This is a genomic window from Streptomyces sp. NPDC031274 (assembly GCF_055570235.1).
In genome coordinates this window covers 42,918-67,112 of the sequence record NZ_JBVIHP010000039.1, presented here as the reverse complement: position 1 = coordinate 67,112, position 24,195 = coordinate 42,918, and the positions used below count along the sequence as shown (strand labels likewise).

At 69.2% G+C, this 24,195-nt stretch carries 21 protein-coding genes, 1 tRNA gene and 2 pseudogenes; 9 read left to right on the top strand and 15 right to left on the bottom strand.

Annotated elements, in window-relative coordinates:
• Nucleotides 1-13 precede the first annotated feature (13 nt).
• Nucleotides 14-661: a MerR family transcriptional regulator gene (locus ACZ5CR_RS40525; RefSeq protein WP_468867378.1), complete on the top strand. Its 648-nt coding sequence runs from the start codon at nt 14-16 to the stop codon at nt 659-661.
• A gap of 250 nt (nt 662-911) precedes the next feature.
• Here the strand turns inward: ACZ5CR_RS40525 and ACZ5CR_RS40520 are convergent, their stop codons facing one another.
• Together ACZ5CR_RS40520 and ACZ5CR_RS40515 are read right to left on the bottom strand one after the other, a co-directional pair.
• Entirely contained in the window at nt 912-1,874 is a 963-nt protein-coding gene (locus ACZ5CR_RS40520; RefSeq protein WP_468867354.1) for a DUF6528 family protein, read from the bottom strand.
• 263 nt (nt 1,875-2,137) lie between these two features.
• Nucleotides 2,138-2,938, bottom strand: a complete 801-nt coding sequence (locus tag ACZ5CR_RS40515) for an exodeoxyribonuclease III (protein WP_468867352.1) — start codon at nt 2,936-2,938, stop codon at nt 2,138-2,140.
• A gap of 66 nt (nt 2,939-3,004) precedes the next feature.
• Here ACZ5CR_RS40515 and ACZ5CR_RS40510 point away from each other — a divergent pair, with 66 nt between their 5' ends.
• Nucleotides 3,005-3,517 (top strand): GNAT family N-acetyltransferase, encoded by a 513-nt coding sequence (locus ACZ5CR_RS40510; RefSeq protein WP_468867350.1) that lies wholly within the window; start codon nt 3,005-3,007, stop codon nt 3,515-3,517.
• A 79-nt stretch (nt 3,518-3,596) separates the two neighbouring features.
• On the opposite strand, the gene ACZ5CR_RS40505 is transcribed toward ACZ5CR_RS40510, so the two are convergent.
• The 8 genes and pseudogenes from ACZ5CR_RS40505 to galU all read right to left on the bottom strand — a co-directional run bounded on the left by ACZ5CR_RS40505 (nt 3,597) and on the right by galU (nt 9,526).
• Nucleotides 3,597-3,670 (bottom strand) — tRNA-Ala (locus tag ACZ5CR_RS40505).
• A 126-nt stretch (nt 3,671-3,796) separates the two neighbouring features.
• Nucleotides 3,797-5,185, bottom strand: a complete 1,389-nt coding sequence (sepX, locus tag ACZ5CR_RS40500) for a divisome protein SepX/GlpR (RefSeq protein WP_468867349.1) — start codon at nt 5,183-5,185, stop codon at nt 3,797-3,799.
• A 197-nt stretch (nt 5,186-5,382) separates the two neighbouring features.
• Nucleotides 5,383-6,006 (bottom strand): GNAT family N-acetyltransferase, encoded by a 624-nt coding sequence (locus ACZ5CR_RS40495; protein WP_468867376.1) that lies wholly within the window; start codon nt 6,004-6,006, stop codon nt 5,383-5,385.
• On the bottom strand, nt 6,003-6,536 hold the full coding sequence (locus ACZ5CR_RS40490; RefSeq protein ID WP_468867346.1) for a MogA/MoaB family molybdenum cofactor biosynthesis protein: 534 nt from the start codon (nt 6,534-6,536) through the stop codon (nt 6,003-6,005). The genes ACZ5CR_RS40495 and ACZ5CR_RS40490 overlap by 4 nt, the downstream gene beginning before the upstream one ends.
• Nucleotides 6,533-6,850: pseudogene (moaC, locus tag ACZ5CR_RS40485) on the bottom strand (cyclic pyranopterin monophosphate synthase MoaC); the annotation flags it as partial. The pseudogene moaC and the gene ACZ5CR_RS40490, both read right to left, overlap by 4 nt.
• Nucleotides 6,851-7,003: 153 nt before the next feature.
• Nucleotides 7,004-7,189: pseudogene (locus tag ACZ5CR_RS40480) on the bottom strand (cyclic pyranopterin monophosphate synthase MoaC); the annotation flags it as partial.
• An 86-nt stretch (nt 7,190-7,275) separates the two neighbouring features.
• The gene (gene glp, locus ACZ5CR_RS40475; RefSeq protein ID WP_468867344.1) at nt 7,276-8,616 is read right to left on the bottom strand and encodes a molybdotransferase-like divisome protein Glp; all 1,341 of its coding nucleotides are present in this window, start codon (nt 8,614-8,616) and stop codon (nt 7,276-7,278) included.
• 4 nt (nt 8,617-8,620) lie between these two features.
• The gene (gene galU / locus ACZ5CR_RS40470; RefSeq protein WP_389904822.1) at nt 8,621-9,526 is read right to left on the bottom strand and encodes a UTP--glucose-1-phosphate uridylyltransferase GalU; all 906 of its coding nucleotides are present in this window, start codon (nt 9,524-9,526) and stop codon (nt 8,621-8,623) included.
• 94 nt (nt 9,527-9,620) lie between these two features.
• On the opposite strand from galU, the gene ACZ5CR_RS40465 reads away from it, so the two are divergent.
• Nucleotides 9,621-10,232: a 5-formyltetrahydrofolate cyclo-ligase gene (locus ACZ5CR_RS40465; protein WP_468867342.1), complete on the top strand. Its 612-nt coding sequence runs from the start codon at nt 9,621-9,623 to the stop codon at nt 10,230-10,232.
• A 79-nt stretch (nt 10,233-10,311) separates the two neighbouring features.
• Here ACZ5CR_RS40465 and ACZ5CR_RS40460 read toward each other — a convergent pair whose 3' ends face one another.
• A complete protein-coding gene (locus tag ACZ5CR_RS40460; RefSeq protein ID WP_468867340.1) occupies nt 10,312-13,071 on the bottom strand; it encodes a penicillin acylase family protein in 2,760 nt (919 codons plus the stop codon).
• 213 nt (nt 13,072-13,284) lie between these two features.
• Here ACZ5CR_RS40460 and ACZ5CR_RS40455 point away from each other — a divergent pair, with 213 nt between their 5' ends.
• From ACZ5CR_RS40455 to mscL, 6 genes are all read left to right on the top strand, one after another.
• A complete protein-coding gene (locus ACZ5CR_RS40455) occupies nt 13,285-14,805 on the top strand; it encodes a potassium/proton antiporter (protein ID WP_468867374.1) in 1,521 nt (506 codons plus the stop codon).
• A 267-nt stretch (nt 14,806-15,072) separates the two neighbouring features.
• Nucleotides 15,073-16,338: an MFS transporter gene (locus ACZ5CR_RS40450; protein WP_468867338.1), complete on the top strand. Its 1,266-nt coding sequence runs from the start codon at nt 15,073-15,075 to the stop codon at nt 16,336-16,338.
• A 67-nt stretch (nt 16,339-16,405) separates the two neighbouring features.
• On the top strand, nt 16,406-16,789 hold the full coding sequence (locus ACZ5CR_RS40445) for an FmdB family zinc ribbon protein (protein ID WP_468867336.1): 384 nt from the start codon (nt 16,406-16,408) through the stop codon (nt 16,787-16,789).
• Between the two features lie 168 nt (nt 16,790-16,957).
• Nucleotides 16,958-17,824, top strand: coding sequence for an S-methyl-5'-thioadenosine phosphorylase (locus tag ACZ5CR_RS40440; RefSeq protein ID WP_468867334.1), 867 nt, complete (start codon nt 16,958-16,960; stop codon nt 17,822-17,824).
• A gap of 270 nt (nt 17,825-18,094) precedes the next feature.
• Nucleotides 18,095-18,607 carry a hypothetical protein gene (locus ACZ5CR_RS40435; protein WP_468867332.1) on the top strand — a complete coding sequence of 171 codons (513 nt, stop codon included), beginning with the start codon at nt 18,095-18,097 and terminating at the stop codon, nt 18,605-18,607.
• A 138-nt stretch (nt 18,608-18,745) separates the two neighbouring features.
• Complete coding sequence (gene mscL / locus ACZ5CR_RS40430; RefSeq protein ID WP_468867330.1) at nt 18,746-19,264, top strand: large conductance mechanosensitive channel protein MscL; 519 nt, start codon at nt 18,746-18,748, stop codon at nt 19,262-19,264.
• A gap of 7 nt (nt 19,265-19,271) precedes the next feature.
• Here the strand turns inward: mscL and ACZ5CR_RS40425 are convergent, their stop codons facing one another.
• From ACZ5CR_RS40425 to pflB, 4 genes are all read right to left on the bottom strand, one after another.
• Nucleotides 19,272-19,496, bottom strand: a complete 225-nt coding sequence (locus tag ACZ5CR_RS40425) for a hypothetical protein (protein WP_468867328.1) — start codon at nt 19,494-19,496, stop codon at nt 19,272-19,274.
• Between the two features lie 40 nt (nt 19,497-19,536).
• Entirely contained in the window at nt 19,537-20,949 is a 1,413-nt protein-coding gene (locus ACZ5CR_RS40420) for a NarK family nitrate/nitrite MFS transporter (RefSeq protein WP_468867326.1), read from the bottom strand.
• Nucleotides 20,950-21,033: 84 nt separating this feature from the next.
• Complete coding sequence (gene pflA, locus ACZ5CR_RS40415) at nt 21,034-21,861, bottom strand: pyruvate formate-lyase-activating protein (protein WP_468867324.1); 828 nt, start codon at nt 21,859-21,861, stop codon at nt 21,034-21,036.
• An 18-nt stretch (nt 21,862-21,879) separates the two neighbouring features.
• On the bottom strand, nt 21,880-24,138 hold the full coding sequence (gene pflB / locus ACZ5CR_RS40410) for a formate C-acetyltransferase (protein ID WP_468867323.1): 2,259 nt from the start codon (nt 24,136-24,138) through the stop codon (nt 21,880-21,882).
• Nucleotides 24,139-24,195: the final 57 nt, after the last annotated feature.

Sequence of the window (24,195 nt, the reverse complement as noted above, 5' to 3'; positions counted from 1 at the left end):
ACGCGAGTACCGCATGGAGGAGCTGGCCAAGGCGGCCGGCATCACGGTGCGCACCGTGCGCTTCTACCGTGAGCGCGGCCTGATCCCGCCGCCCCGTCGCGAGGGCCGTATCGCCTGGTACGACGACCACCACCTGGCCAGACTGCGGACGATCGCCGCCCTCCTGGAGCGCGGCCACACCCTGAGCGGCATCGCGGAACTGGCGGAGGCCTTCGAGAACGGCCGCGACGTCGGCGAACTCCTGGGCATCGGCGAACCCACCGAGGAGACGCCGGTCCGCCTCACCCCCGAGGAACTGGCCGACCACTTCGCGGGCGAGGTCACCCCCGAGAACCTCGCCGCGGCCCTGGACCTCGGCTACCTAGGCACGGACGGCGAAGAAATCGTCCACGTGAGCCGCCGCCTCCTGGACGTCTCATCGGCGCTGGTCCGCGAGGGCATCCCACTGGCGGCGGTCCTGGAGGCGGGCCAGCGCGTACGCGAACACGCGGACGCGCTGGCGGAGTTGTTCATCACGATCATCCGCACCCACACCCCGCCCGAAGCAGACGACGTAAGCATCGAACGCCTGCGCCCCCTGGCGAAGAGCGTGGTGGAAGCGGAACTGTCGATGGCACTGGACCGCCGCTTGGCTTCAGAGAAGCCGGAAGAGCAGCACTAGCCTGTCCGCGCGGGATTATCAGCCCGTCCGGCGTTTGAGGACGACTCGGACCCCCTCAGCCCGCCCGACACCTGAGGACGAACACGGGATCTTCAGCCCGTCCGGCGTTTGAGGACGAACTCGGCGAAGCCGGTGATGACGGCACGCACAAGGCACAGGGCCCTCGCGCCGAGCGAGTTTTCGGGAAGGGGCGGGGTTGGGGAAAACCCCGCCGGAGGCAAAACGTCACCCCCCCCTGCCAGCCCCCCCCCTACCGAGGCAGGAACCACCGAGCCTTATAAATCCCGCCCCCGACCAGCTCATACGCCCCCCGCGGCCGATGCACACTCACCTTCCGCGTCCACCACGTCTCCTCAAGCCCACCCTCCGGCACGGTGGTGACAACCTGCCCCGTCCGCGGATCATCACCAACAGCCTTCACCGACTTCCGGACGATCTCCTCACGCCCAGCGAAGTCCTGCACAAAGGCCCCGCTCCCGATGTCGTACTGAAAGACGGACGCATTGGTCGTCACCCAAAGCCGCCCGGAACCCCCCGACTTCCCCGGCCTCCCCGACCGCCCCGACCGCCCCGACAACCCAGCCCGCCCAGCCCGCCCAGCCACAGGAAAAAGGTCATGACCCCCCGGCGTCTTACCCGGCGTCCCGACAGGAAGCCCCACCGAGGAACGCTGCCGAAGCGAGGGCCGAGCCCGCGACCCACCCACCTCGTACGTGACCAACTCATCGTCACCGATGGCCCACAGCACCTCACGCGCACCGTCCCAGTGCAGCCCGTGCGCCCCCTTGAGCTCCACCTCGGCATACCGCGAGGCCCGCGGCCCCTGTGAGGCCGCGTAAAGCCTGACGAGCGCCCCCGTACTGCACGCCACCGCGACGTTGCCGTCAGGCAGGATCTCCGCGCTGTGCGGATTGAAGAGGTCGTCGCCGGGACCGATCGCCGCGCCCCAGTAGCGCTTGCCCGAGGGGTAGTGGACAACGGCGACGAAGCCGAAGGACGCGGTCGTCAGAACGAACGTATGCCCCTCGTGCCTGCGCACCTTGGACTCGCTCGGATACACCCAGCTGTACTCCGGCTCGAGGTCCTCGTACCCCGCGTGCCTCATCGGCGAGAACTCCCACCGCACGACGGACGGATCGGCCTCCTCGTCCCAGACCCTGCGCCGCGGATCGAGTACGAGAATCCGCTGGGTCGCCTGCTCCGTGAGAATCACGGGCGGCGTATGCCGCGGCACCCCACCCGAGGCACCGCCACCGCCACCGCCCCGGGCCCCGCCCCCGGCCCCGGCGGGAGACGCGGCGGCCAACGGCAGCCCCGCCCCGAGCCCGACACCCAGGGCCCCGAGCAACACACTCCGACGAGACGACAGCGACGACAGCGACGACGACTTCCCGGACATGAAGTCTCCCCACGCACGGCGGACAGTTGAGTCATTGTCAGGTACGTGCCCGCAACAAGCCATGCCGCCGCGCGGCGTCACATGTCGTAGACCACCGTGACGGGTGCGTGGTCCGACCACCGCTCCTCGTGACTGGCCGCCCGCTCCACGAACCCCTTGACCGCGCGCTCCGCGAGCCCCGGCGTCGCCACGTGGTAGTCGATGCGCCAGCCCGTGTCATTGTCGAAGGCGCGCCCCCGGTAGGACCACCAGGAGTAGGGCCCCTCGACGTCGGGATGCAGCGCGCGCACCACGTCGACGTACCCGGCATCCCCCTCGAAGACCTCGCTGAGCCAGGCACGCTCCTCGGGCAGGAAGCCCGAGTTCTTCTTGTTGCCCTTCCAGTTCTTGAGGTCGGCCTCCTGGTGCGCGATGTTCCAGTCACCGCAGACCACGACCTGGCGCCCCTCGGCGGCGGCCCGCTTCTTGAGCCCCTTCAGGTAGGTGAGGAACTCCCCCATGAAGCGGATCTTCTCGTCCTGCCGCTCCGTGCCGACCTCACCGGAGGGCAGATAGAGGCTGGCGACCGTGACACCGGGCAGATCGGCCTCGATGTAGCGCCCGCTGCCGTCGAACTCCTCCGACCCGAACCCGACCTGCACCCGGTCCGGCTCACGGCGCGTATAGAGGGAGACGCCCGCGCGCCCCTTGGCCGCGGCCGGTGCGTGCGTGACGTGCCAGCCCTCGGGCTCCCGCACCTCCTCGGGCAACTGCTGCGGCTCGGCCCGTACCTCCTGGAGGCAGAGCACGTCGGCCGATGTCTCGGCGAGGAACTCCACGAAGCCCTTCTTGGCGGCGGCGCGCAGCCCATTCACATTCACACTGGTCACGGTGAGCATCCCGGAACGATACCGGCACACTTAATGAATGACCTCACTCCACCGCATAGAAGTACGATGGTTCGCATGAGTATCCAGTCACCGCCGCAGCGGCCCTCCATCGAGCTGCGCCCCACTCCTTTCGACCACCCCGACGCGGTCAAGCTCAACGACCGCGTGCAGCTCGAGTACGCGGAGCGGTACGGCGATGAGGGCGACGTCACCCCTCTCGACCCGGCCATGTTCGCCGCCCCGCTCGGGCTGTACCTCCTCGCCTACGACGAGAACGGCACCCCGCTGGCCACCGGCGGCTGGCGCGGTCACGAGGAGAACGACGAGGGGTACGCGGACGGCGACGCCGAGATCAAGCGCATGTACGTCATCCCGGAGGCCCGTGGCCTCGGCCTGGCCCGCCGCATCCTGGCGGCCCTGGAGGACGACGCGAGGAGCGCGGGCCGTACGCGCATGGTCCTGGAGACGGGCATGAAGCAGCCGGAGGCCATAGCCCTCTACACCTCGACCGGCTACACCCCGGCCCCCGCCAAGTTCGGCCACTACCGCTTCGAGGACCTGAGCCGCTGCTTCGCGAAGCCGCTGTAGTTCTTCTCCGATGCTTCATTCTTGAGGCACAGCAAAGATCCCGCCCAGTTCGATGAACTGGACGGGATCTCATGTGCAGTGGACCTGTGGGGATTTGAACCCCAGACCCCCTCGATGCGAACGAGGTGCGCTACCAGACTGCGCCACAGGCCCTTGCAACGAGTGAAACTCTAGCATCCCGATCCGGGTGCTCGGAAATCCGTTCCTGGCTGGTCACCTGGCTGGTGACCTGGCCGGTGACCTGGCCGCTGGCCTGGCTGGTCACCTGGCCGGTCAGCCTCACTCGTTGGCGGCCCGCGGCCGCTCCCCTTCGTCGTACTGATCGAAGAGCGGCGTACGTCCGCGCTCGCGCGCCCGGCGGGCGGAAGCGGCCCGCCGTGCGTCACTGCGGCCGTCGACTCCGTCCACGCCGTCCACGCCGTCGGCACCTTCCGCGCCCTCGGCGGACCCGGCGTACTCGGCGGACCCGGCGGACCCGGCGCCCTCGCCGTACCCGCTGCCGTCCGCCTCGCCCTCCGCCTCGTCGGCGGCGGGCTCCATGGAGCTCGACCGCGCCGAGCTCCAGGCGTCGGGCGCGCCCAAGTCGACGTCACCGGTGGCCCGCGGGGCGACCGGCGCGGTCACGTACGTCGGCAGGGGCACCGGCACCGGGTCCCAGCTGTCGCCGTGCCCGGGTCGGCGCTGCCGCTCACGCTGCTGGTCCACCCACTCGGCGTGGTCGGTCTGCTCGACCAGGGCGCGGCGGTCGGCGGCGAGCGCCGAGAGACCGGTCTCCGTATCGGGCGCCGGTCCTTCCTCCGCGTCGTCGACAACGGCTTCCGCGCCGCCCGACGCACGTCTGCGCGGCTGGCGTTCCCGCAGCCGCTGCGCCGCGACCTCGGCCCTGCGCCGGTCCATGGTGTAGGTGAAGCGGCGCCGCTCCTGGCCTCGCAGGTACACGATGTACGCGCTCAGGAGCGCGGCCGGCGCGGCGGGCGCCCAGAGGAACGCGAGCCCGCCCACCGCGGCGACGACCGCGCCGAGCGAGAAGGCGACGAACAGCATCACCGTCGTACGCCGACGGCGCGCGAGCACCTTCGAGCGCCGGGCGCGCGCGGCGGCTTCCGCCGATGCGGCCCGTCGGGCGGGCGACTGCTGAGGGCGTGCGCCGGTCGGCGCCGGGGTCGGGGCCGGGGTCGGCGCCGGGGTGTTCACCTGCGCCCGTACAGAGGGCTTGGCCGGGGACTTCGCCGCGGGCTGCGCCTGGGACCGCCGCGAAGGCTGCTGGCTCTGGGACCGCGCAGGCGGTCTGGCCGAGGGCTGCTGCGCCTGGGGTTTGACCGGTGCCTGGGGCTTGACCGGCGCCTTGCCCTGCGGCTCGGACCGCTCCTCCTGTCCGCCCTGGCCGCCCGGTTGTCGATGCGGGGGCGCGACGAAGGCCCGGACGTCCACCGAGCCGGTGGCGTTGTCCGGGTCGCGCGACTCCTCCTCTTCGGACGAGCGCGCTTGCAGGTCCTTGGCGTATCGGCGCTCCATCGCCGCCCGTCCGGACAGGAGCCGGATGGCGGTGCTGAAGCGTTCCGTCGGACGGGCTTCATTGAGCTCGTCCTGCCTACGGAGCCACATCGGCACCAAGTAGGCGGCCCAGGCCCCGACGATGACTGCGTAGATGAGGCCGCTGCTGCTCACGCCTCACACGGTAGAGGGGTTTGCTTGAGGCCATCTGCCAATTGAGCCGGTGTGTCGCACGATCTGGCTGATATCTCGAACTTTTTTTGTGACTGATGCGATCAACAGGTCACCGAGATCGTGAAATTAATGCTCTAGAGGGACCAAGTCGGACCCCAGACGGTCGATCACCGATTAATTTCAAACACTTATTCTATTTACGCGGTCTTCCGGGGTCGTGCCTGGTGCCAGCGCCGGAGCAACCCTTCCGGTACCTCTTCCGCGGTGAGCGCGAAGACAAGATGATCGCGCCAGGCGCCATCGATGTGGAGATATCGTGGACGAAGCCCCTCCTCGCGGAATCCGAGTTTCTCCACGACCCGGCGGCTCGGCCCGTTCTCCGGGCGAATACAGACCTCGACTCGGTGCAGCCCGACCGATCGGAAGCAATGGTCGACCGCGAGAGCGACGGCGGTCGGCATCACGCCGCGGCCCGCGACCGACTGATCGACCCAGTAGCCGACATGGCCCGAGCACATCGATCCCCAGGTGATCCCGGCGACCGTCAACTGCCCGACAAGGCGCCCCTGGTACTCGATCACAAAAGGCAGCATGCGCCCGGCGTGCGCCTCGGCGCGCAGGTGCCTGACCATCTGACGGTAGGTCGGGCGGTGCACGATCGGGCCGCTAGGCGTGGGCGGCGGGATCGTCGCCTCCCAGGGGCGCAGCCAGTCCCGGTTGCGCCGGTTGACCTCACGCCATGGCCTCTGGTCGCGCATCTTTATCGGGCGGAGGGCGACATCGCCGTCCGTCAGCTCGACCGGCCAGGAAGGGCTGTTCAGCTCACACCACCAGGGGGTACCTCCCAGGCCTTTCGGGCACTGGGGGAGGGTCTGGGATGGTCGCCGCCCCTGAGCTGCTCGATGGCGTGCGTGAGGAGGGGCTCCAGGACGGCGATCCCGTCCCGTACGCCACCGGTGGAGCCCGGCAGGTTGACGATGAGCGTGCGCCCCGCCACTCCGGCGAGACCGCGGGACAGCGCGGCCGTGGGCACCTTCTGTCTGCCGTACGCGCGAATCGCCTCCGGGATGCCCGGCACTTCGTGGTCGATGACGGCGCGGGTGGCTTCGGGGGTGCGGTCGGTGGGCGAGATGCCGGTGCCGCCTGTGGTGAGGATCACGTCGTATCCGGCGTCGGCTCCGGCGCGCAGGGCCTGCTCGACGGGTTCGCCGTCGGGGACGACCTGGGGGCCTTCGACCTGGAAGCCGAGAGCGGAAAGGGCGTCGGCGATGATCGGCCCGCCCCGGTCGGCGTAGACGCCCGCGGAGGCGCGGTTGGAGGCGGTGACGACGAGCGCGCGGTAGGCCGTCATGCGCCGGCTCCTTCGCGGCTCCAGTGCCCGGACTTGCCGCCCGACTTCTCCTCGACGCGTACGTCCGTGATGACCGCGCCCTTGTCGACGGCCTTGACCATGTCGATCACCGTGAGGGCGGCCACAGTCACCGCGGTGAGGGCCTCCATCTCGACGCCCGTACGGTCCGTCGTCTTGACCGTGGCGAGGATCTCGACGGCGTCGTCCGCCACGGAGAGGTCGAGTTTCACTCCGGAGACGGCCAGCGGATGGCAGAGCGGGATCAGGTCGGGCGTGCGCTTGGCGCCCATGATGCCCGCGATCCGCGCGGTGGGGGGGGGGGGGGGGGGGGGGGGGGGGGGGGGGGGGGGGGGGGGGGGGGGGGGGGGGAGGGGGGGGGGGGGGAAGGGGGGTGTGTGTGGGTTTTTGTGTTTTTCCCACGCTGCCCGCCAGCGGGGGTGGGGGGGGGGTTTTCTCCTTTGCGCCCCCCCCCCCCCACGCAGCAGCTCGATCACGCGGGGCGAGACCAGGACGCGGCCGCTGGCACGGGCGACGCGCGCGGTCACGTCCTTCGCGGACACGTCGACCATGCGGGCGGCGCCCGCCTCGTCGATGTGCGTCAGTCTCTGGTGCTCAGGGGGTCCGGGGGTCTCCCCCCGGGAAATCGCGGTCATGTGCTGTGGCGCTCCCGGTCCGGGCCTCCCGCGGTGCGGCGCAAGGGGGCCTATGTGCGCGACACCGTACCGCGCGGGCGCCCCCTTCAGCCGAGCAGGACCACTTCGACGTCGGTGCCCGGCTCCACCGATGTGGTGTCCTCCGGCACGACGATCAGCGCGTCCGCGTGTGCGAGGGCCGCCACGAGGTGGGAGCCCGCGCCGCCCACGGGCCGCACGCTGCCCGCATCGGCGTCGTACTGCCCGCGCAGGAACTGCCGCTTCCCGCCGGGCGAGGTCAGCGTCTTGTCGGCGCTGAGCACCGCACGCGCCGTGGGCCTGTGGACGTCGGGGAGGCCCATCAGGGCGCGCACGGCGGGACGTACGAAGAGCTCGAAGGAGACGTACGACGACACCGGGTTGCCCGGCAGGGCGAGCAGCGGGGTGTGGTCGGGGCCGATGGAGCCGAAGCCCTGCGGTTTGCCCGGCTGCATGGCGAGCTTGCGGAACTCGATGCCGCTGCCCGCCTCGACCCCGTCGTCTGCGTATCCCACGGAGGAGAGGGCTTCCTTCACGACGTCGTACGCGCCGACGCTGACGCCGCCCGTGGTGACGATGAGGTCGGCGCGGATCAGCTGGTCCTCGATGGTGGAGCGCAGTGTCTCGGCGTCGTCGGCGACCGCGCCCACGCGGTAGGCGATCGCTCCGGCGTCACGGGCCGCGGCGGTGAGGGCGAAGCTGTTGGAGTCGAAGATCTGGCCCTTGGCCAACTCCTCGCCGGGCTGGATCAGTTCGCTGCCGGTGGACATGACAACCACGCGGGGGCGCGGGCGCACCTTGACCGTGCCACGGCCGATCGCGGCGAGCAGGCCGATCTGCGGGGCGCCGAGGACCGTGCCCGCGGTCAGCGCGCGGTCACCTGCCTGGACGTCGCTGCCACGCGCACGCACGTGCGCGCGTGCCTCGGCGGGGCGGTGCACGCGGACCTCTCCGGAGGCTCCGTCAGGAGCCGCGCTGTGCGCGCGCATCCCGGAGACGGGGCCTCCGCCGAGGCCTCCGTCGGTCCACTCCACGGGGACGACGGCCTCGGCGCCGGGCGGCAGCGGGGCGCCGGTCATGATGCGTGCGGCCTGGCCCGCGCCGACTTCTGGCTGCTCACCCTGCCCGGCGGCGACGTCGCCGATGACCGTCAGGACGGCGGGGAACTCCTCGCTCGCGCCCGCGATGTCGGCGACCCGGACCGCGTACCCGTCCATGGAGCTGTTGTCGAAGGGCGGCAGCGAGACGGGCACCGTGACGTCTTCGACGAGGACGCAGCCCTGGGCGTCGAGGAGTTGGAGCTCGATGGGCTCCAGGGGGCGGACGGATCCGAGGATGTCGTCCAGGTGCTCACTCACCGACCAGACGTGGTCCTGGCCGGTGACTTCGGTCGTCGCGCTGCTGCTCAAAGTGCTACATCTCCTCGGACACGTAACTGCGGAGCCAGGCCTGGAAGTCCGGGCCCAGGTCTTCACGTTCGCACGCGAGTCTGACAATGGCACGCAGATAGTCGCCGCGGTCACCGGTGTCATAGCGGCGGCCCTTGAAGACGACGCCGTGCACGGGGCCGCCCACCTTCTCGTCGGCGGCGAGCTGCTGGAGGGCGTCGGTGAGCTGGATCTCGCCGCCGCGGCCCGGCTCGGTCTTGCGCAGTATGTCGAAGACGTGGGGGTCAAGGACATAGCGGCCGATGATCGCGTAGTTGCTGGGGGCGTCCGCCGCGTCGGGCTTCTCGACCAGGCCGGTCACCTTGACGACGTCGCCCTCGTCCGTGGCGTCCACGGCCGCGCAGCCGTAGAGGTGGATCTGCTCGGGGGCCACCTCCATGAGGGCGATGACGCTGCCTCCGTGCCGCTCCTGGACCTCGACCATGCGGGCGAGCAGCGGGTCGCGCGGGTCGATCAGGTCGTCGCCGAGGAGCACCGCGAACGGTTCGTTGCCGACGTGCGGGGCGGCGCACAGGACGGCGTGACCGAGTCCCTTGGGGTCGCCCTGGCGTACGTAGTGCATGGTCGCGAGGTCGCTGGACTCCTGGACCTTCGCGAGTCTCGCCTCGTCGCCCTTCTTGAGAAGGGCCGACTCCAGTTCGTAGTTGCGGTCGAAGTGGTCCTCCAGGGGGCGCTTGTTGCGGCCCGTGATCATGAGGACGTCATCGAGGCCGGCGGAGGCGGCCTCCTCGACCACGTACTGGATCGCCGGCTTGTCGACGACCGGCAGCATCTCCTTCGGAGTGGCCTTGGTGGCCGGCAGGAACCGGGTGCCCAGACCTGCCGCGGGGATGACAGCCTTGCTGATCCTTGGGGGGTGAGACTCAGTCATGTCCGTAACCATAACCGGTGAGTATGTGCGAAATCTGTGGGTGAGAACATTTTGTTCTCATATGAGCGCACCTGGAAGGATCTGTGAGCGCATCATGGAAGAACCCGACTCGGACCAGCCAACCAAGCGCACGTTGCGCGGAGAATTCCTCGCGGTGAGACGCGGGTTGACTAGGGATGACGCGCAGAAGGCCGCCGCGGTTCTCGCCGAGCGCGCGCTGGAGCTGCCGGAGCTCGCCGGGGCGCGCACGGTCGCGGCGTACGTCTCTGTGGGGAGCGAACCGGGGACGCGCGCGCTCCTTGACGCCCTCCACGCGCGCGGGACGCGGGTTCTGCTGCCGGTGCTCCTCGCGGACAACGACCTGGACTGGGCCGCCTATGAGGGCGGTGCCTCGCTCGCCCCCGTACAACACCCGGGAAAGATCGAGCTCTTGGAGCCCTCGGGGGCGCGGCTCGGGCCCGATGCGGTGGTGGCGGCTGACGCGGTGCTGCTGCCCGGTCTTGCCGTGGACGAGCGCGGGATGCGGCTCGGGCGCGGCGGCGGTTCGTACGACAGGGTGCTCGACCGGCTCGGGCGCGCCGGGGCCGATCCCGCCCTGGTGGTGCTCCTGTACGACACGGAGGTCGTCGCCCGCGTCCCCCAGGAGGCGCACGACAAGCCGGTGCACGCCGTCGTCACCCCGTCGGGAGTACGGCGCTTCCGCTGAGCCCGCTGCTCCGTTCCGTGGCGCCGAAAGGGCCCTCCACGCGCGCGTGGAGGGCCCTTTCACTGTTCCGTACGGCTGCTCAGGGGCGCAGCACCAGGGTGTCGTTCGTACTGCCCTTCACGGCCTTCTCGGAGAAGGACCACGGCAGCAGCTCGCCCTTGACCCACTTGTTGGTCTGGTCGGTGTAGTGCGCGCTGTAGGCGTGCCCCGAAGCGCCGGTGAGGTTGATCCACTTGGACTTGTCGAGGTCGTCGAGGTTCACCACCATGCGCATCGACGGCACCCACTGCACTCCGTAGCCGCCCGCCGCGTTCCAGCCGGTGGCGTTGACCGCCGCCTCGCCGCCGCCCAGCTTGAACGGGCCGCGGTTGAGCATGAACTGGAGCCAGCCGGGTCCTTCGACGCCCAGGGTCTGGTTCTTCAGGGTCAGCCGGTGCAGGCGGCCCCAGCTCCAGGTGTCGACGTCCTTGCCGAGCTTGGCCGTCAGGTCCCAGCGCGCGTCCTCGAGGGCCCGGCCGAACAGCTGGTCGCGGGTCTTGGTCGCGGCGTCCGTGCGGGTCTTCGGCGACTTCCACCAGTCGTTGTCCTCGTCGTCGAGGATCGACCGGATCACTTCGTAGTAGCGGTCGCCGCCGTCGGGCTGCGCGGATTCCGCGTCACGCTGGCCGCACTCGCGCACCGGCTCGGCCTCGTCGGCGGGACCGGTGTTCCCGGCCGGCTCGACGTTCAGGCACTGGCCCTTGACCCGCAGCTCCTTGGGCAGCTTGTTGCCGATGGAGAGCTTGAGGATGTTGCGCCAGACCGAGTTGAAGTACGCGGCGGCAGCCGAATCGGGGTCCTGGGTGTAGTCCCAGCCCTCCAGGAGCTTCTGCGCCTCGCGGACGTAGCTGTCCTTGACGTCGATCTTCAACAGCTTGGGCACGAGCACCTTGGCGATCTCGCTGCTGTTGTCCATCTGCATCGTGCGCATGTCCTCGGTGGAGACCTTCCCACCGTTCTTGATCTTCGACTGGATCAGGTCGGTGATGCGCTGGCTGCGCGCCCCGTAGCCCCAGTCCGACGTGAGCTTGTACGGGTACTTGTCCTCGTCGATGACGGCCTGGTTGGCGGTCACGATGTAGCCGCGCTTCGGGTCGTACTCGTAGGGCAGCGCGGACTGCGGGATGTAGCCGGTCCAGCGGTAGTCGGAGTCCCAGCCGGGCGCGGGCAGTGCGCCGTCGCCCTTGCCGCGTACCGGGATCTTGCCCGGTGCCTGGTAGCCGATGTGGCCCTTGGTGTCCGCGTAGATCAGGTTCTGCGAGGGCACTTCAAAAGAAGCGGCCGCCTTGCGGAACTGCGTGAAGTCCTTCGCCTTGTTGAGCTCGAAGACGGCATCCATCGACCTGCCCGGCTTCAGGGCGGTCCAGCGCAGCGAGACTCCGTAGCCGTCGCCCCGGTCGGGGGCGGCGCTGTCGACCGTGGCCTTCTTGCCGACCTTCCGCAGTTCGTCGTCGCGGTCGGACAGCAGAGGTCCGTTGTCGGTCTCCCGGACGGTGATCTTCTTGGATTTGCCACCCGCGACCTTGATCGTCTCCACGCGGGACTTGAAGGGCAGCACCTTGTCGTCGTACTCGTAGCCGTCGCCCGCGAACTTCTCGAGGTAGAGGTCGGTGACGTCGGCGCCGAGGTTCGTCATGCCCCAGGCGATGTCCTGGTTGTGGCCGATGACCACGCCGGGCATCCCGGCGAAGGTGTAGCCGGAGACGTCGTACTGGCAGTCCTTGGAGACCGACCGGCAGTGCAGGCCCATCTGGTACCAGGTGGAGGGCAGCTGCGGTGACAGGTGCGGGTCATTGGCGAGCAGGGGCTTCCCGGTGATCGTGTGGTCGCCTGCGACCACCCAGGAATTGGAGCCGATGCCGTTGCCGTTCGGCCCGAGGCCCGCGTCCGGGACGCTGTCCAGGATGTCGGAGAGGCCCGACAGCTGGGACTGCAGTCCGTCGGGGGCCTGGGTGTTGCCCGCGAGGCCCGTGCCCGCCGCGCCGCCGGTCTGTGACTGGGACTGGCCGCCCGCGCTGCCCTTGCCCTCGTACTCCTTGGTGACGCTGTTGTAGGCGCCCTCCTGGACGATGGGCTTGTTCCGGTCGTACGGGTACTCCGGGTACAGGTCCTTGATCTGGGACGGGCCGAGGCGGCTGGTCATCAAGGAGCGGTCGATCTCGTCCTGCATGTTGCCGCGCAGGTCCCAGGCCATGGCCTTGAGCCACGCCACGGAGTCGACGGGAGTCCACTTCTGGGGCGCGTAGTCGTTGGTGAAGCCGAGGGCGGCGTACTCCAGGGAGATGTCCTTGCCGCTCTTGTCCTTCAAGTAGGCGTTGACTCCCTTGGAGTACGCCTGGAGGTACTTCTTCGTCTCCGGCGAGAGCTTGGAGTCGTACTCCTTCTGCGCCACACGGTGCCAACCGAGCGTCCGCAGGAATTCATCGGTCTTGACCTGACTCTTTCCGAACATCTCGGAGAGCCGACCGGAGGTCGTGTGACGGCGGACGTCCATCTCCCAGAAGCGGTCCTGCGCCTGCACGAAGCCCTGGGCCATGAACAGGTCGGCGTCGGACTCGGCGTAGATCTGCGGGATGCCGTTGCCGTCGCGCTTCACGTCGACGGGACCGGAGAGGCCGTCGAGTTTGATCGTCCCCTTCGTCTGCGGGAAGGAGGCGCGCACCGTGTCGACGCTCCAATAGGCGCCGTAACCGATGCCCGCCACGATGGCCAGGACCAGGACGATCACGATGAGGCGGGCTCGGCGCCCCTTCTTCTTGCCGGACTTATGACCGGAAGAGGCGGTGGTATTCGACGGCATCGCTGTCCTTGCTGTCCTTACGCGAGCGGCAGGGCTGGCTGGGCGGTGGTGGGAGCGCTGGAGCAACCATAGGCGCAGGGCACTGCGGCCCCGGACGCGGAGTCAGGAACCTACATCGCGACTTATCGTATGGACGTTCGAAGGCGTCAAGGAAGCGTTAACAATTAGGTAAGGTAACGAAGTACTTGGCTCACGCGGAGAAAGGAACGGCCCCTGACTGTCCACCACCTCAACCAGCTTCTGCTCGTCTGCTCGCTCGTCCTGCTCGTCGCGGTAGCGGCGGTCCGCATCTCGTCGCGCAGCGGGCTCCCCAGCCTGCTTCTCTACCTCGGCATCGGCGTTGCCATGGGCCAGGACGGCCTCGGCAACGTCACGTTCAACAACGCCGAGATGACGCAGGTCATCGGGTATGCGGCGCTCGTCGTGATCCTGGCCGAGGGCGGCCTCGGCACGAAGTGGAAAGAGATCAAACCCGCGCTGCCCGCGGCCGCCGTCCTGTCGCTCGTCGGCATCGCGGTGAGCGTCGGCGTGACGGCCGCCGGTGCCCATTACCTGGTCGGCCTGGAGTGGCGGCAGGCGCTCATCATCGGCGCGGTGGTCTCCTCCACGGACGCGGCCGCGGTCTTCTCCGTGCTGCGGAAGGTGCCGCTGCCCTCGCGCGTGACGGGCATCCTGGAAGCGGAATCGGGGTTCAACGACGCCCCTGTGGTGATCCTGGTCGTGGCCTTCTCCACGGCGGGACCCGTGGAGCACTGGTACGTCCTCATCGCCGAGATCGCCCTTGAGCTGGCGATCGGTGCCGCGATCGGCATCGCGGTGGGCTGGCTCGGCGCGTACGGCCTGCGGCACGTGGCGCTGCCCGCGTCCGGCCTCTACCCCATCGCCGTGATGGCCATCGCGGTCGCCGCCTACGCGGCCGGGGCCATGGCGCACGGCAGCGGATTCCTCGCCGTCTACCTCGCCTCGATGGCCCTCGGCAACGCGAGGCTGCCGCACTGGCCCGCCACCCGGGGCTTCGCCGAAGGGCTCGGCTGGATCGCGCAGATCGGCATGTTCGTCCTGCTCGGCCTCCTGGTCACCCCGCACGACCTGCTCGACGACACCTGGCCCGCGATCATCATCGGCTTGATCCTGACCATGGTGGCCAGACCCCTGGGGGTCATCGCCAGCCTGCTGCCGTTCCGCATGCCCTGGCAGGAGAAGGCCCTGATGTCCTGGGCAGGGCTTCGCGGAGCCGTGCCCATCATCCTCGCCACGATCCCGATGGTGAACGGCGTCGACGACAGCCAGCGGATCTTCAACATCGTCTTCGTCCTGGTCGTCGTCTACACCCTCATCCAGGGTCCTACGCTGCCGTGGCTGGCCAAGAAGCTGCGCCTTGGCGACTCTTCGGGCGCCGCCGACCTGGGCGTCGAGTCGGCGCCCCTGGAGCGGCTCCGCGGGCATCTGCTCTCGGTGGCGATCCCCAAGGGGTCACGGATGCACGGCGTCGAGGTGGGCGAGCTGCGGATGCCCGCGGGGGCCGCGGTCACGCTCGTCGTTCGCAACGGCGAATCATTCGTCCCGCAGCCCACGACGGTGTTGCAGCGCGGGGACGAGCTCCTGGTGGTCGCGACCGACCCGGTGCGGGACGCCGCGGAGCGACGGCTGCGGGCTGTCGGACAGGGCGGAAAGCTGGCCGGATGGCTGGGAACCACTGGTCAAGAGACGGAAGGGCGGGGCAATCGCAGGTGACGGGCGCCTCAATCTCCGTATTCACAGGTCTCAGTGACCACATTCCCTGTACGCTGAACGCACACTTCTTGTGTACCGACTGATCTCTTCTGTACCGACTGATCGAACCAACTCTGTCTGAAGCAGAGCTGGCGCCGACCGTATGGCGGCCGCGTGTCCTCGCAGTGGGCAACCGGCATCTACCGCAGTTCCGCGCAAGAGGACAGCTCTCGGCGCCGTCGCCCTGAAAAGGGAGCCGCGCTACCAGGCAGCAGAAAGGCACGGGCCGTGGCATCCACGGTCACCTCCCGCCCGGGATACGGACAGCTGCTGCGCACCCGCGGCGCCTGGACGTTTCTCCTGCCCGGCTTCGCGGCGCGACAGCCCTTCGCGATGCTGACCATCTCCATCGTCCTGCTGGTGCAGCACACCACCGGCTCGTACGGCGTCGCGGGCGCCGTGTCGGCCGTCACCGGCGTCTCCATGGCCGTGTTCGCCCCCTTCGGCGGCAAGCTCGCCGACCGGTTCGGCCAGCGGGCCGTCCTTGTGCCGGGCGTGCTCGTGCACACGGCGTCGGTGCTCTCCCTGACGGTGCTCGCACTCTCGGACGCGCCCTTGTGGGCGCTCTTCGTGGCGGCGGTGCCCACCGGCGCCTCACAGCCGCAGATCAGCCCCATGGTGCGGGCCCGCTGGGGCGTCAAGCTCCAGGACTCCCCGCTGGCGGGCACGGCGGCCGCCTTCGAGTCGGTCACGGACGAGCTGACGTTCGTCCTCGGCCCGCTCTTCGCGACGGCGTTGTGCACGACCATCGACCCGGCGGCCGGGCTCTTCACGGAGGCCGGACTCACCCTGGTGGGCGGCCTGCTGTTCGCCGCGCAGAAGAGCACCCAGCCCAAGCCCGCCTCCCGCGACGAGCACGCGCGCGTGGAGCACGTTTCCGCACTGCGGATCCCCGGTGTACGGGTGCTGATCGCGACCTTCCTCGGCATCGGCGCCGTCTTCGGCGGCATGCAGGTCTCGCTGGCCGCCTTCACCAAGTCCATCGGCGAACCCGGCCTGAACGGCGTCCTGTACGGCACGTTCGCGGCGGGCAACATGCTCTCCGGTCTCATCTGCGGCGCCATCGTCTGGAAGATCGCCCCGCAGCGGCGTCTCCTCGTCGGATACTCGGCGCTGACCCTGATGGCTTCCGGCTTGTGGGCCGCGCACTCCGTGGTGCTGCTCGCCGGGCTCGGTCTCCTGGTCGGCGTCTGCATCGCGCCCGCGCTGATCACCGGGTACACGCTGGTGGACCGTCTCGTGGACCCGACCGGCAGGACCGAGGCGTTCACCTGGCTCACCGGCGCCGTCGCGCTCGGCCAGGCTGCCGCCGTCACGGTCGCCGGACAGCTGGAGGACCGCTTCTGGGACGGCGCCGGATTCCTGGTGCCGCTGGGCGGTACGGCGCTGGCCCTCCTGGTGCTCGTGACCCTGCGCTCGCGGCTCGTGCCGCGGTCCGCCGGGCGCACCGTGGCACGTGGCGTGGGTCACCGCGAGCCGGTCGCAGTGGACTGATCTCGCGGAATAGGTCACTATGGACCGTCGTTAGCACTCAACGAGTGAGAGTGCCAGGAGGAAGCAAGTGCCGACGTACCAGTACCAGTGCACCGAATGCGGCGAGGGCCTCGAGGCGGTGCAGAAGTTCACCGATGACGCCTTGACCGTGTGCCCCAGCTGCGAAGGACGCCTCAAGAAGGTGTTCTCGGCGGTCGGCATCGTCTTCAAGGGCTCCGGTTTCTACCGCAACGACAGCCGCAGCTCGTCGTCAAGCAGCACGCCGGCCTCGGCGTCCGCGTCGAAGTCCTCGGACTCCAAGTCGTCGGACTCCAAGTCCTCCGATTCCAAGTCCTCTGCGAGCGCTTCGTCGTCCTCCTCGTCGGGCTCCTCGGGCTCGGACTCGAAGTCCTCCGGCTCGTCGGGTTCCTCCTCGGGTTCGTCCAGCTCTTCGAGCTCGTCGGCCGCCTAGGGCAGACCGCCCCGCACATCTCTTTCTTCCAGGTCCCCGCCGTCCTCCGACGGCGGGGACTTCGGCGTTGGCGGGGTTTCGGGGCATTGGCGTGGGCTTCGGCATTGGCGTGGGCTTCGGCATTGGCGTGGGCTTCGGCGTTTTTCGGGCCCGGCTACTGTGCTGGGCATGGTGAATACGGCGAACGCGAGTACGGGTGACGCGATGCGGGCCGAGATCGGTGTCATCGGCGGATCGGGCTTCTACTCCTTCCTCGACAACGTGACCGAGCTCCAGGTCGACACTCCCTACGGAGCGCCGAGCGACTCCCTCTTCGTCGGCGAGATCGCCGGGCGGCGGGTCGCGTTCCTGCCCCGGCACGGCCGCGGACACCATCTGCCGCCGCATCGCATCAACTACCGCGCCAATCTCTGGGCGTTGCGCTCCGTGGGCGTACGGCAGGTGCTCGGCCCGTGTGCGGTGGGCGGACTGCGGCCCCAGTTCGGGCCCGGGACGCTGCTGGTGCCCGATCAGCTCGTGGACCGCACCAAGACACGTACGCAGACGTACTTCGACGGGGTTCCGCTGCCGGACGGGAGCGTGCCGAACGTCGTGCACGTGTCACTGGCGGACCCGTACTGCCCCGTGGGCCGCGGCGCCGCGCTGAAGGCGGCGCGCGGGCGGGAGTGGGAGCCGGTGGACGGCGGGACGCTGGTCGTGATCGAGGGACCGCGGTTCTCGACGCGGGCCGAATCGCTCTGGCACGCGGCGCAGGGCTGGTCGGTGGTGGGCATGACCGGACACCCCGAGGCCGTTCTCGCCCGTGAACTGGAGCTCTGCTACACGTCGTTGACGCTGGTCACGGACCTGGACGCGGGCGCGGAGAGCGGCGAGGGCGTCTCGCACGAAGAGGTGCTCCAGGTGTTCGCGGCCAATGTGGACCGGCTGCGGACGGTGCTGTTCGACGCGGTGGCGGGGCTGCCTGCGGAGGGCGGGCGGGACTGCGGGTGTGCGGGGGCGTTGGGTGGGATGGAGCCGGGGATTCGGTTGCCGTGAGGGGGCCGGTGCGCATGTGAGGCCGGTGCGCGTACGAGGCCGGTGCGCATGTGAGGCCGGTGCGCGTACGAGGCCGGAACTCCCCCTTCGGGTGAGGGAGTTGTCCACAACCAGCGAGTAGTACACGGGGCTCAGCGGGATTCGGCGCGGGCCTGCATCGTGAGAGCGGAAGGCAAGATCCTCAGCTCTCTCGACTCTCCGCAGGCGGTGGCCGTCGTGGCGCATGTTTCCTCAGACATCTCTTCCCCTCCCCCTCCCCCGCTGTGTCCCGTGCCGCACTTCGCCCCCGTGCGCGTCCGCGGTGGCGGAGAAGTGCGGCACCGGCTGCGAAGGCTGCTGCGGCACAGACGGCGGGCGATGGCCGTGGGACTCGCGGTCACCGCGGCCGCGCTCGTGGCAGCAGGACCGCGGGACGCAGAGCGGGTGCGGGATTCCGGACGGGCAGGGGCGCGTGAGCATCCGGCCGCCGCTGCCGCGCCCACCCGGGAGCATGAGCGCACCGGCTCCCGGAACCTGGTGGCGGCGCCGGTGCGGATCGCCGACGCGGAGACGGTGCGTCTGCTGCACCGGGGCGACCGGGTCGATGTCGTCGGCGCCGATGGCTCGACGTCACGGGTGATGGCTGCCGGCGCCATGGTGGCCGAGGTGCCCGAGCCCCTGGAGGGCACGTCCGCGAGCGCCGCCGAGGTCGGGGCGTTGGTCGTGCTCTCCGTGCCCCGGTCGACGGCGGCACGGCTCGCCGGAGCCGGCGGCAGCATGCGACTGGCGGTGACACTGTGCTGATTCACGGCATGTGCAACTGCACTGACATTCTGTCAAGTCACTCATTCGTGGGACCCAATTGGACAGTGCTGCCAGGCCCTGACGTAGGTTGCGAAGCTGTCTGTTTCACGACCTGCACTTGCAACGAAAGGCCTCGTGGTGAGCGAGAAGAACGGACCGGGTCTCTGGGAGGGCTTCAAAGCCTTCCTGATGCGCGGCAATGTCGTCGACCTGGCGGTCGCGGTGGTCATCGGAGCCGCGTTCACGAACATCGTGAACTCCGTGGTGAAGGGTGTCATCAACCCGCTGGTCGGTGCCTTCGGTACGAAGGATCTCGACCACTACAGCTCGTGCCTGCAAAGTCCGTGTGTGACGAACGCCGACGGCACGGTCAAGAGCGGCATCCCGATCATGTGGGGCACGGTCCTCAGCTCGACCCTCAGCTTCCTCATCACCGCGGCCGTCGTCTACTTCCTGATGGTGCTGCCCATGGCCAAGTACCTGGCGAGGCAGGCCGCGCGGAAGGCCGAGAAGGAGGGCACGCAGGAGGTCATCGAGCTCTCGGAGCTGGAGGTCCTCAAGGAGATCCGCGACGCCCTGGTCGCACAGCGGCGCACGGGATCGGGCCCGGACTCGGGTGCGGGTCCGGTTTCAGGCCCGGGGCCGATCGGGCAGTAGCTCGGGCTCAGAGGTGGTGGGGCGGCTTCTCGTCGAGGAAGCGGGCCAGGTCGGCGGCGCTGTCGCCGCCCGCAGGCCGCTCGCCCCACCCGCGGTCCGTGTCGTCCGAAGACTGCTGCGACAGAGGGTCGTCGAAGACCAGGGCGCTCTTCGGCTTCTTCGGCACCGTGGAACCCTTCGGGGTCTCCGGTTCCTTCGGATCGTGCGGTTCGGGGGCGGGGGCGGTGCTCATCTCTCCAGGGTACGTCTGTGGGGCGCGGCCCCTCCCCCGCTCAGCTCGGTGCCTCCGCGCCCTTGCGGGCGTAGAACCACCAGCAGACGACGAGGCATGTCGCGTAGAAGCCGATGAACAGCCAGAGTGCGCTGGTGACGGCCATGCTCGCGAACATTGCCGGGATGAAGAAGAAGCCGTAGGCGGCGATCGCCGCGGAGAATCCGGTGACCGCGCCCGCCTCCATCTCGGACTGCTTGAGCGCGGCCTGCTGCGCCTGGAGGCCCTTGCCCTCCGCCTGCTTGAGATGCTGGTCCCGGAAGATCACCGGGATCTGCCGGAACGTCGAGCCGTTGCCGACCCCGGAGAAGGCGAAGGCGCAGAGGAAGCCGATGTAGAAGGCCCAGAAGCTGCCCTTGTCGCCGCCGGACGGCAGAGCGTTGATCACGACGACCAGCGAGACGGCCATGCCCACGAAGGACACCATGGTGACCCGGGCCCCGCCGATCTTGTCGGAGAGCCAGCCGCCCGCCCAGCGGGTGAGGGCGCCGATGAAAGGGCCGACCCATGCGTACGTGGTCGCCTGGTAGCCGGATGCGGCGAAGTTGTTCTTGATGAGCAGCGGCAGTCCCGCGGCGAAGCCGATGAACGAACCGAACGTGCCGACGTAGAGCCAGGTCATCAGCCAGTTGTGCTTGCGCTTGAAGATGATCTTCTGCTGGCTGAACGGGGCGGCGGCGACCTTGAGGTCGTTCATCAGGAACCAGGAGAGCAGCGCCACGATCACCAGGAGCGGCACCCAGAGGAAAGCCCCGTTCTGCAGCCAGACGTCCTGGTTCTTGACCGTGTCGCGCTGGGAGCCGCCGGCCGGGGCGCCGAGTACGGCGGCCGTGACGACCAGCGGGGCGACGAGCTGGACGACGGAGACGCCGAGGTTGCCGAGACCGCCGTTGAGTCCGTTGGCGCTGCCCTTCTCCCTCTTGGGGAAGAAGAAGCCGATGTTGGCCATGGACGAGGAGAAGTTGGCGCCGCCGATGCCACAGACGGCGGCGATCAGGGCGAGCTCCCAGTAGGGCGTTCCGGTGTCCTGGAGGGCGAAGCCGAGCCAGAGCATCGGCGCGATCAGGATGATCGTGGAGAGCGCGGTGAACTTCCGCTCGCCGAAGATCGGCCCGATGAAGGTGTAGAGGATCCGGAAGGTGCCGCCGGTGAGGCCGGGGATGGCCGTCAGCCAGAACAGCTGCGAGGTGGAGAGGCCGAATCCGACGTCGTTGAGGCGGACGGCGGTGACCGACCACACCTGCCAGACCACGAAGCCGAGCATCAGCGCGGGGATGGACACCCACAGGTTGCGGACCGCGACCTTGTGGCCGATGGGCCGCCAGAACTCGTCGTCCTCGGGGCGCCAGTCCTCGATGGTGGATCCGGGACGGTAGGTGTCGCCCGTCCGCCTGTGGCTGGTGGGAGCGCTCATGAAGCAACCGTAGGTAGGGCACATCGGGGCCGCTCGGCCGCTGGGCCGTTCGGGTGGCGCCGGGCCCTGCCTCCGCGGTCGCTTTCAGACCGCTTGGAGGCCCTGAGCTGCGAAGATCTCCTTGGCGATGACCACCTGGCCAGGCGTGGGCGAGGGGGTGTCGCGCAGGGTGAAGTCCTTGCCGAGAGCGTCCCATTTCGCCTCGCCCAGCTTGTGGAAGGGCAGCACGTCGACGCGCGAGACGTTGCCGAGCGAGGCGGCGAAGCGGGCGACGCCCTCGATGTTCCGGGGGTCGTCGGTCAGGCCGGGGACGAGGACGAACCGCACCCAGACGTCCTTGCCGATGTCGGCGAGGCGGTGGGCGAAGTCGAGCGTGGGCCGCAGCGGGCGGCCGGTGACCTTCTTGTACGTCTCGGGGTCCCAGGACTTGATGTCGAGGAGCACGAGGTCGACGTCGCGGAGCAGGGCGTCGGTGGCGCGCACGCCGAGGAAGCCGGAGGTGTCGAGGGCGGTGTGCAGGCCCAGTTCGTGCTTGAGGCGGTGCAGGAGTTCGCCGGTGAAGACCGGCTGGAGGAGGGGTTCGCCGCCGCTGACGGTGGCTCCGCCGCCCGCCGCCGAGATGAACGTGGTGTATTTGGCGGCCTCCGCGATCACGTCGTCGGCGGTGGTCCGCTTGCCGTCGCGCATCCGCCAGGTGTCGGGGTTGTGGCAGTACAGGCAGGTCAGCGGGCAGCCCGAGAGGAACGTGACGAAGCGGCTGCCGGGGCCGTCGACGCCGGTGGACAGGTCCCAGGAGTGGAGGGAGCCGGTGACGGGGCGCCGGGTGACCGCGGCCGCCGGGGTCGTCGAGGTCTGCGGGGTCGCCGAGGTCTCCGCGGCCTCCGGGGTCGCCGTGTCGAGCAGAGCAGTCATGGCAGAGCTCCAGGTGGCTCAGAGGGAGCCGTGGAAGGTGCGGTTGATGACGTCGAGCTGCTGGTCGCGGGTCAGGCGGATGAAGTTGACCGCGTAGCCGGAGACCCGGATGGTCAGCTGCGGGTAGTTCTCCGGGTGCTCCATGGCGTCCTGAAGGGTCGCCTTGTCGAGCACGTTGACGTTCATGTGGAAGCCGTCGCTCGCCATGAAGCCGTCGAGCACTCCGGCGAGGTTGTGGATCCGCTCTCCGGGCGTGCGGCCCAGGGCGTCCGGCGTGATGGTGTTGGTGAGCGAGATGCCGTCCTCGGCGTCGTCGTAGTCGAGCTTGGCGACCGAGAGCGCGGAGGCGATGTAGCCGTGCTCGTCACGGCCGTTCATCGGGTTGGCGCCGGGGGCGAACGGCTCGCCCGTGCGGCGGCCGTCGGGGGTGTTGCCGGTCTTCTTGCCGTAGACGACATTCGAGGTGATCGTCAGGACGGACTGGGTGTGCAGCGCGTTCCGGTAGGTCGGGTGCTGCCGGATCTTGCCCATGAAGTCCGAGACGATCCGCTTGGCGATGGCGTCGGCCCGCTCGTCGTTGTTGCCGTAGGCGGGGTAGTCGCCCTCGATCTCGTAGTCGACGGCGAGGCCGGTCTCGTCGCGGATGACCTTGACCTTGGCGTGCTTGACGGCGGAGAGCGAGTCGGCGGCGACCGAGAGGCCCGCGATGCCGCACGCCATCGTGCGCAGGATCTCCTGGTCGTGCAGCGCCATCTCGACGCGCTCGTAGGCGTACTTGTCGTGCATGTAGTGAATGACGTTCAGCGCGTGGACGTACGTCTTGGCGAGCCAGCCGAGCATCGCGTCGTAGCGTTCGACGACGGTGTCGTAGTCCAGGTACTCGCCCTCGACGGGCTCGAAGCCCTCGACGACGCGGCGACCCGTCACCTCGTCGCGGCCGCCGTTGATCGCGTAGAGCAGGGCCTTGGCGACGTTGACGCGGGCTCCGAAGAACTGCATCTGCTTGCCGACGGCCATCGCCGACACACAGCAGGCGATCGCGGTGTCGTCGCCGTACTTGGGGCGCATCAGGTCGTCGGACTCGAACTGGATGGCCGAGGTGTCGATGGCGACCTTGGCGGCGAAGTCCTTGAAGCCCCTGGGCAGTTCCCGCGACCAGAAGACCGTGAGGTTCGGCTCGGGGGCCGGGCCCAGGTTGTAGAGGGTCTGCAGGGCGCGGAACGTGGTGCGGGAGACCAGCGGGCGGCCGTCCTCGCCGATGCCGGCCATCGACCAGGTGACCCAGGTCGGATCGCCGGAGAAGCCCTCGTTGTACTCGGGGGTGCGCAGGAAGCGGACGATGCGGAGCTTGATGACGAAGTCGTCGATGAACTCCTGGGCCTCGGTCTCGGTGATGCGGCCGGACTCGATGTCGCGCTGGAGGTAGATGTCGAGGAAATTGTCGATGCGGCCGATCGACATGGCCGCGCCGTTCTGCTCCTTCACTGCGGCCAGGTAGGCGAAGTACAGCCACTGGACGGCCTCGCGGCCGGTGGTGGCAGGGGCGGAGATGTCGTAGCCGTACGACATCGCCATGGCCTTCAGTTCGCCCAGGGCCTTGATCTGCTCGGAGGTCTCCTCGCGGGCGCGGATGACGTCCTCGGTGGCCCATTCCTCGCCGAGCAGGGCCTTGTCGGCCTCTTTCGCCGCGATGAGGCGGTCGACTCCGTAGAGCGCGACGCGGCGGTAGTCGCCGATGATGCGGCCCCGGCCGTAGGCGTCCGGGAGACCGGTGATGATGCCGGAGGAGCGGCAGGCGCGGATCTCGGGCGTGTAGGCGTCGAAGACACCTTCGTTGTGGGTCTTGCGGAGGTGCGTGTAGACCTCCTTGACCTCGGGGTCGGCGTCGTAGCCGTAGGCGTTGAGTGCGCCTTCGACCATCCGCCAGCCGCCGTTGGGCATGATGGCGCGCTTGAGCGGGGCGTCGGTCTGGAGGCCGACGATCAGGTCGTGGTCGGCGTCGATGTAGCCGGGCCCGAAGGCGTCGATGCGGGACGGGGTCTTCACGTCCACGTCGTAGATGCCGCGTTCGTTCTCCGCGGGGAACATCGAGAGGAGCTTCTGCCAGATCTGGGCGGTGCGTTCGGTCGCGCCGGTCAGGAAGGAGTCGTCGCCCTCGTAGGGGGTGTAGTTCTGCTGCACGAAGTCGCGGACGTCGATGGCGTCCCGCCACAGGCCGCCCTTGAAGCCGTCCCATGCCTGACCGTGCGCTGTCGTTTCCGCGGGAGTGGCAGTCATCGCCGGCACCTTCCGAGTCGCCTTTTCGCTATGCGTCCATTGCACTCCGGTTTGATC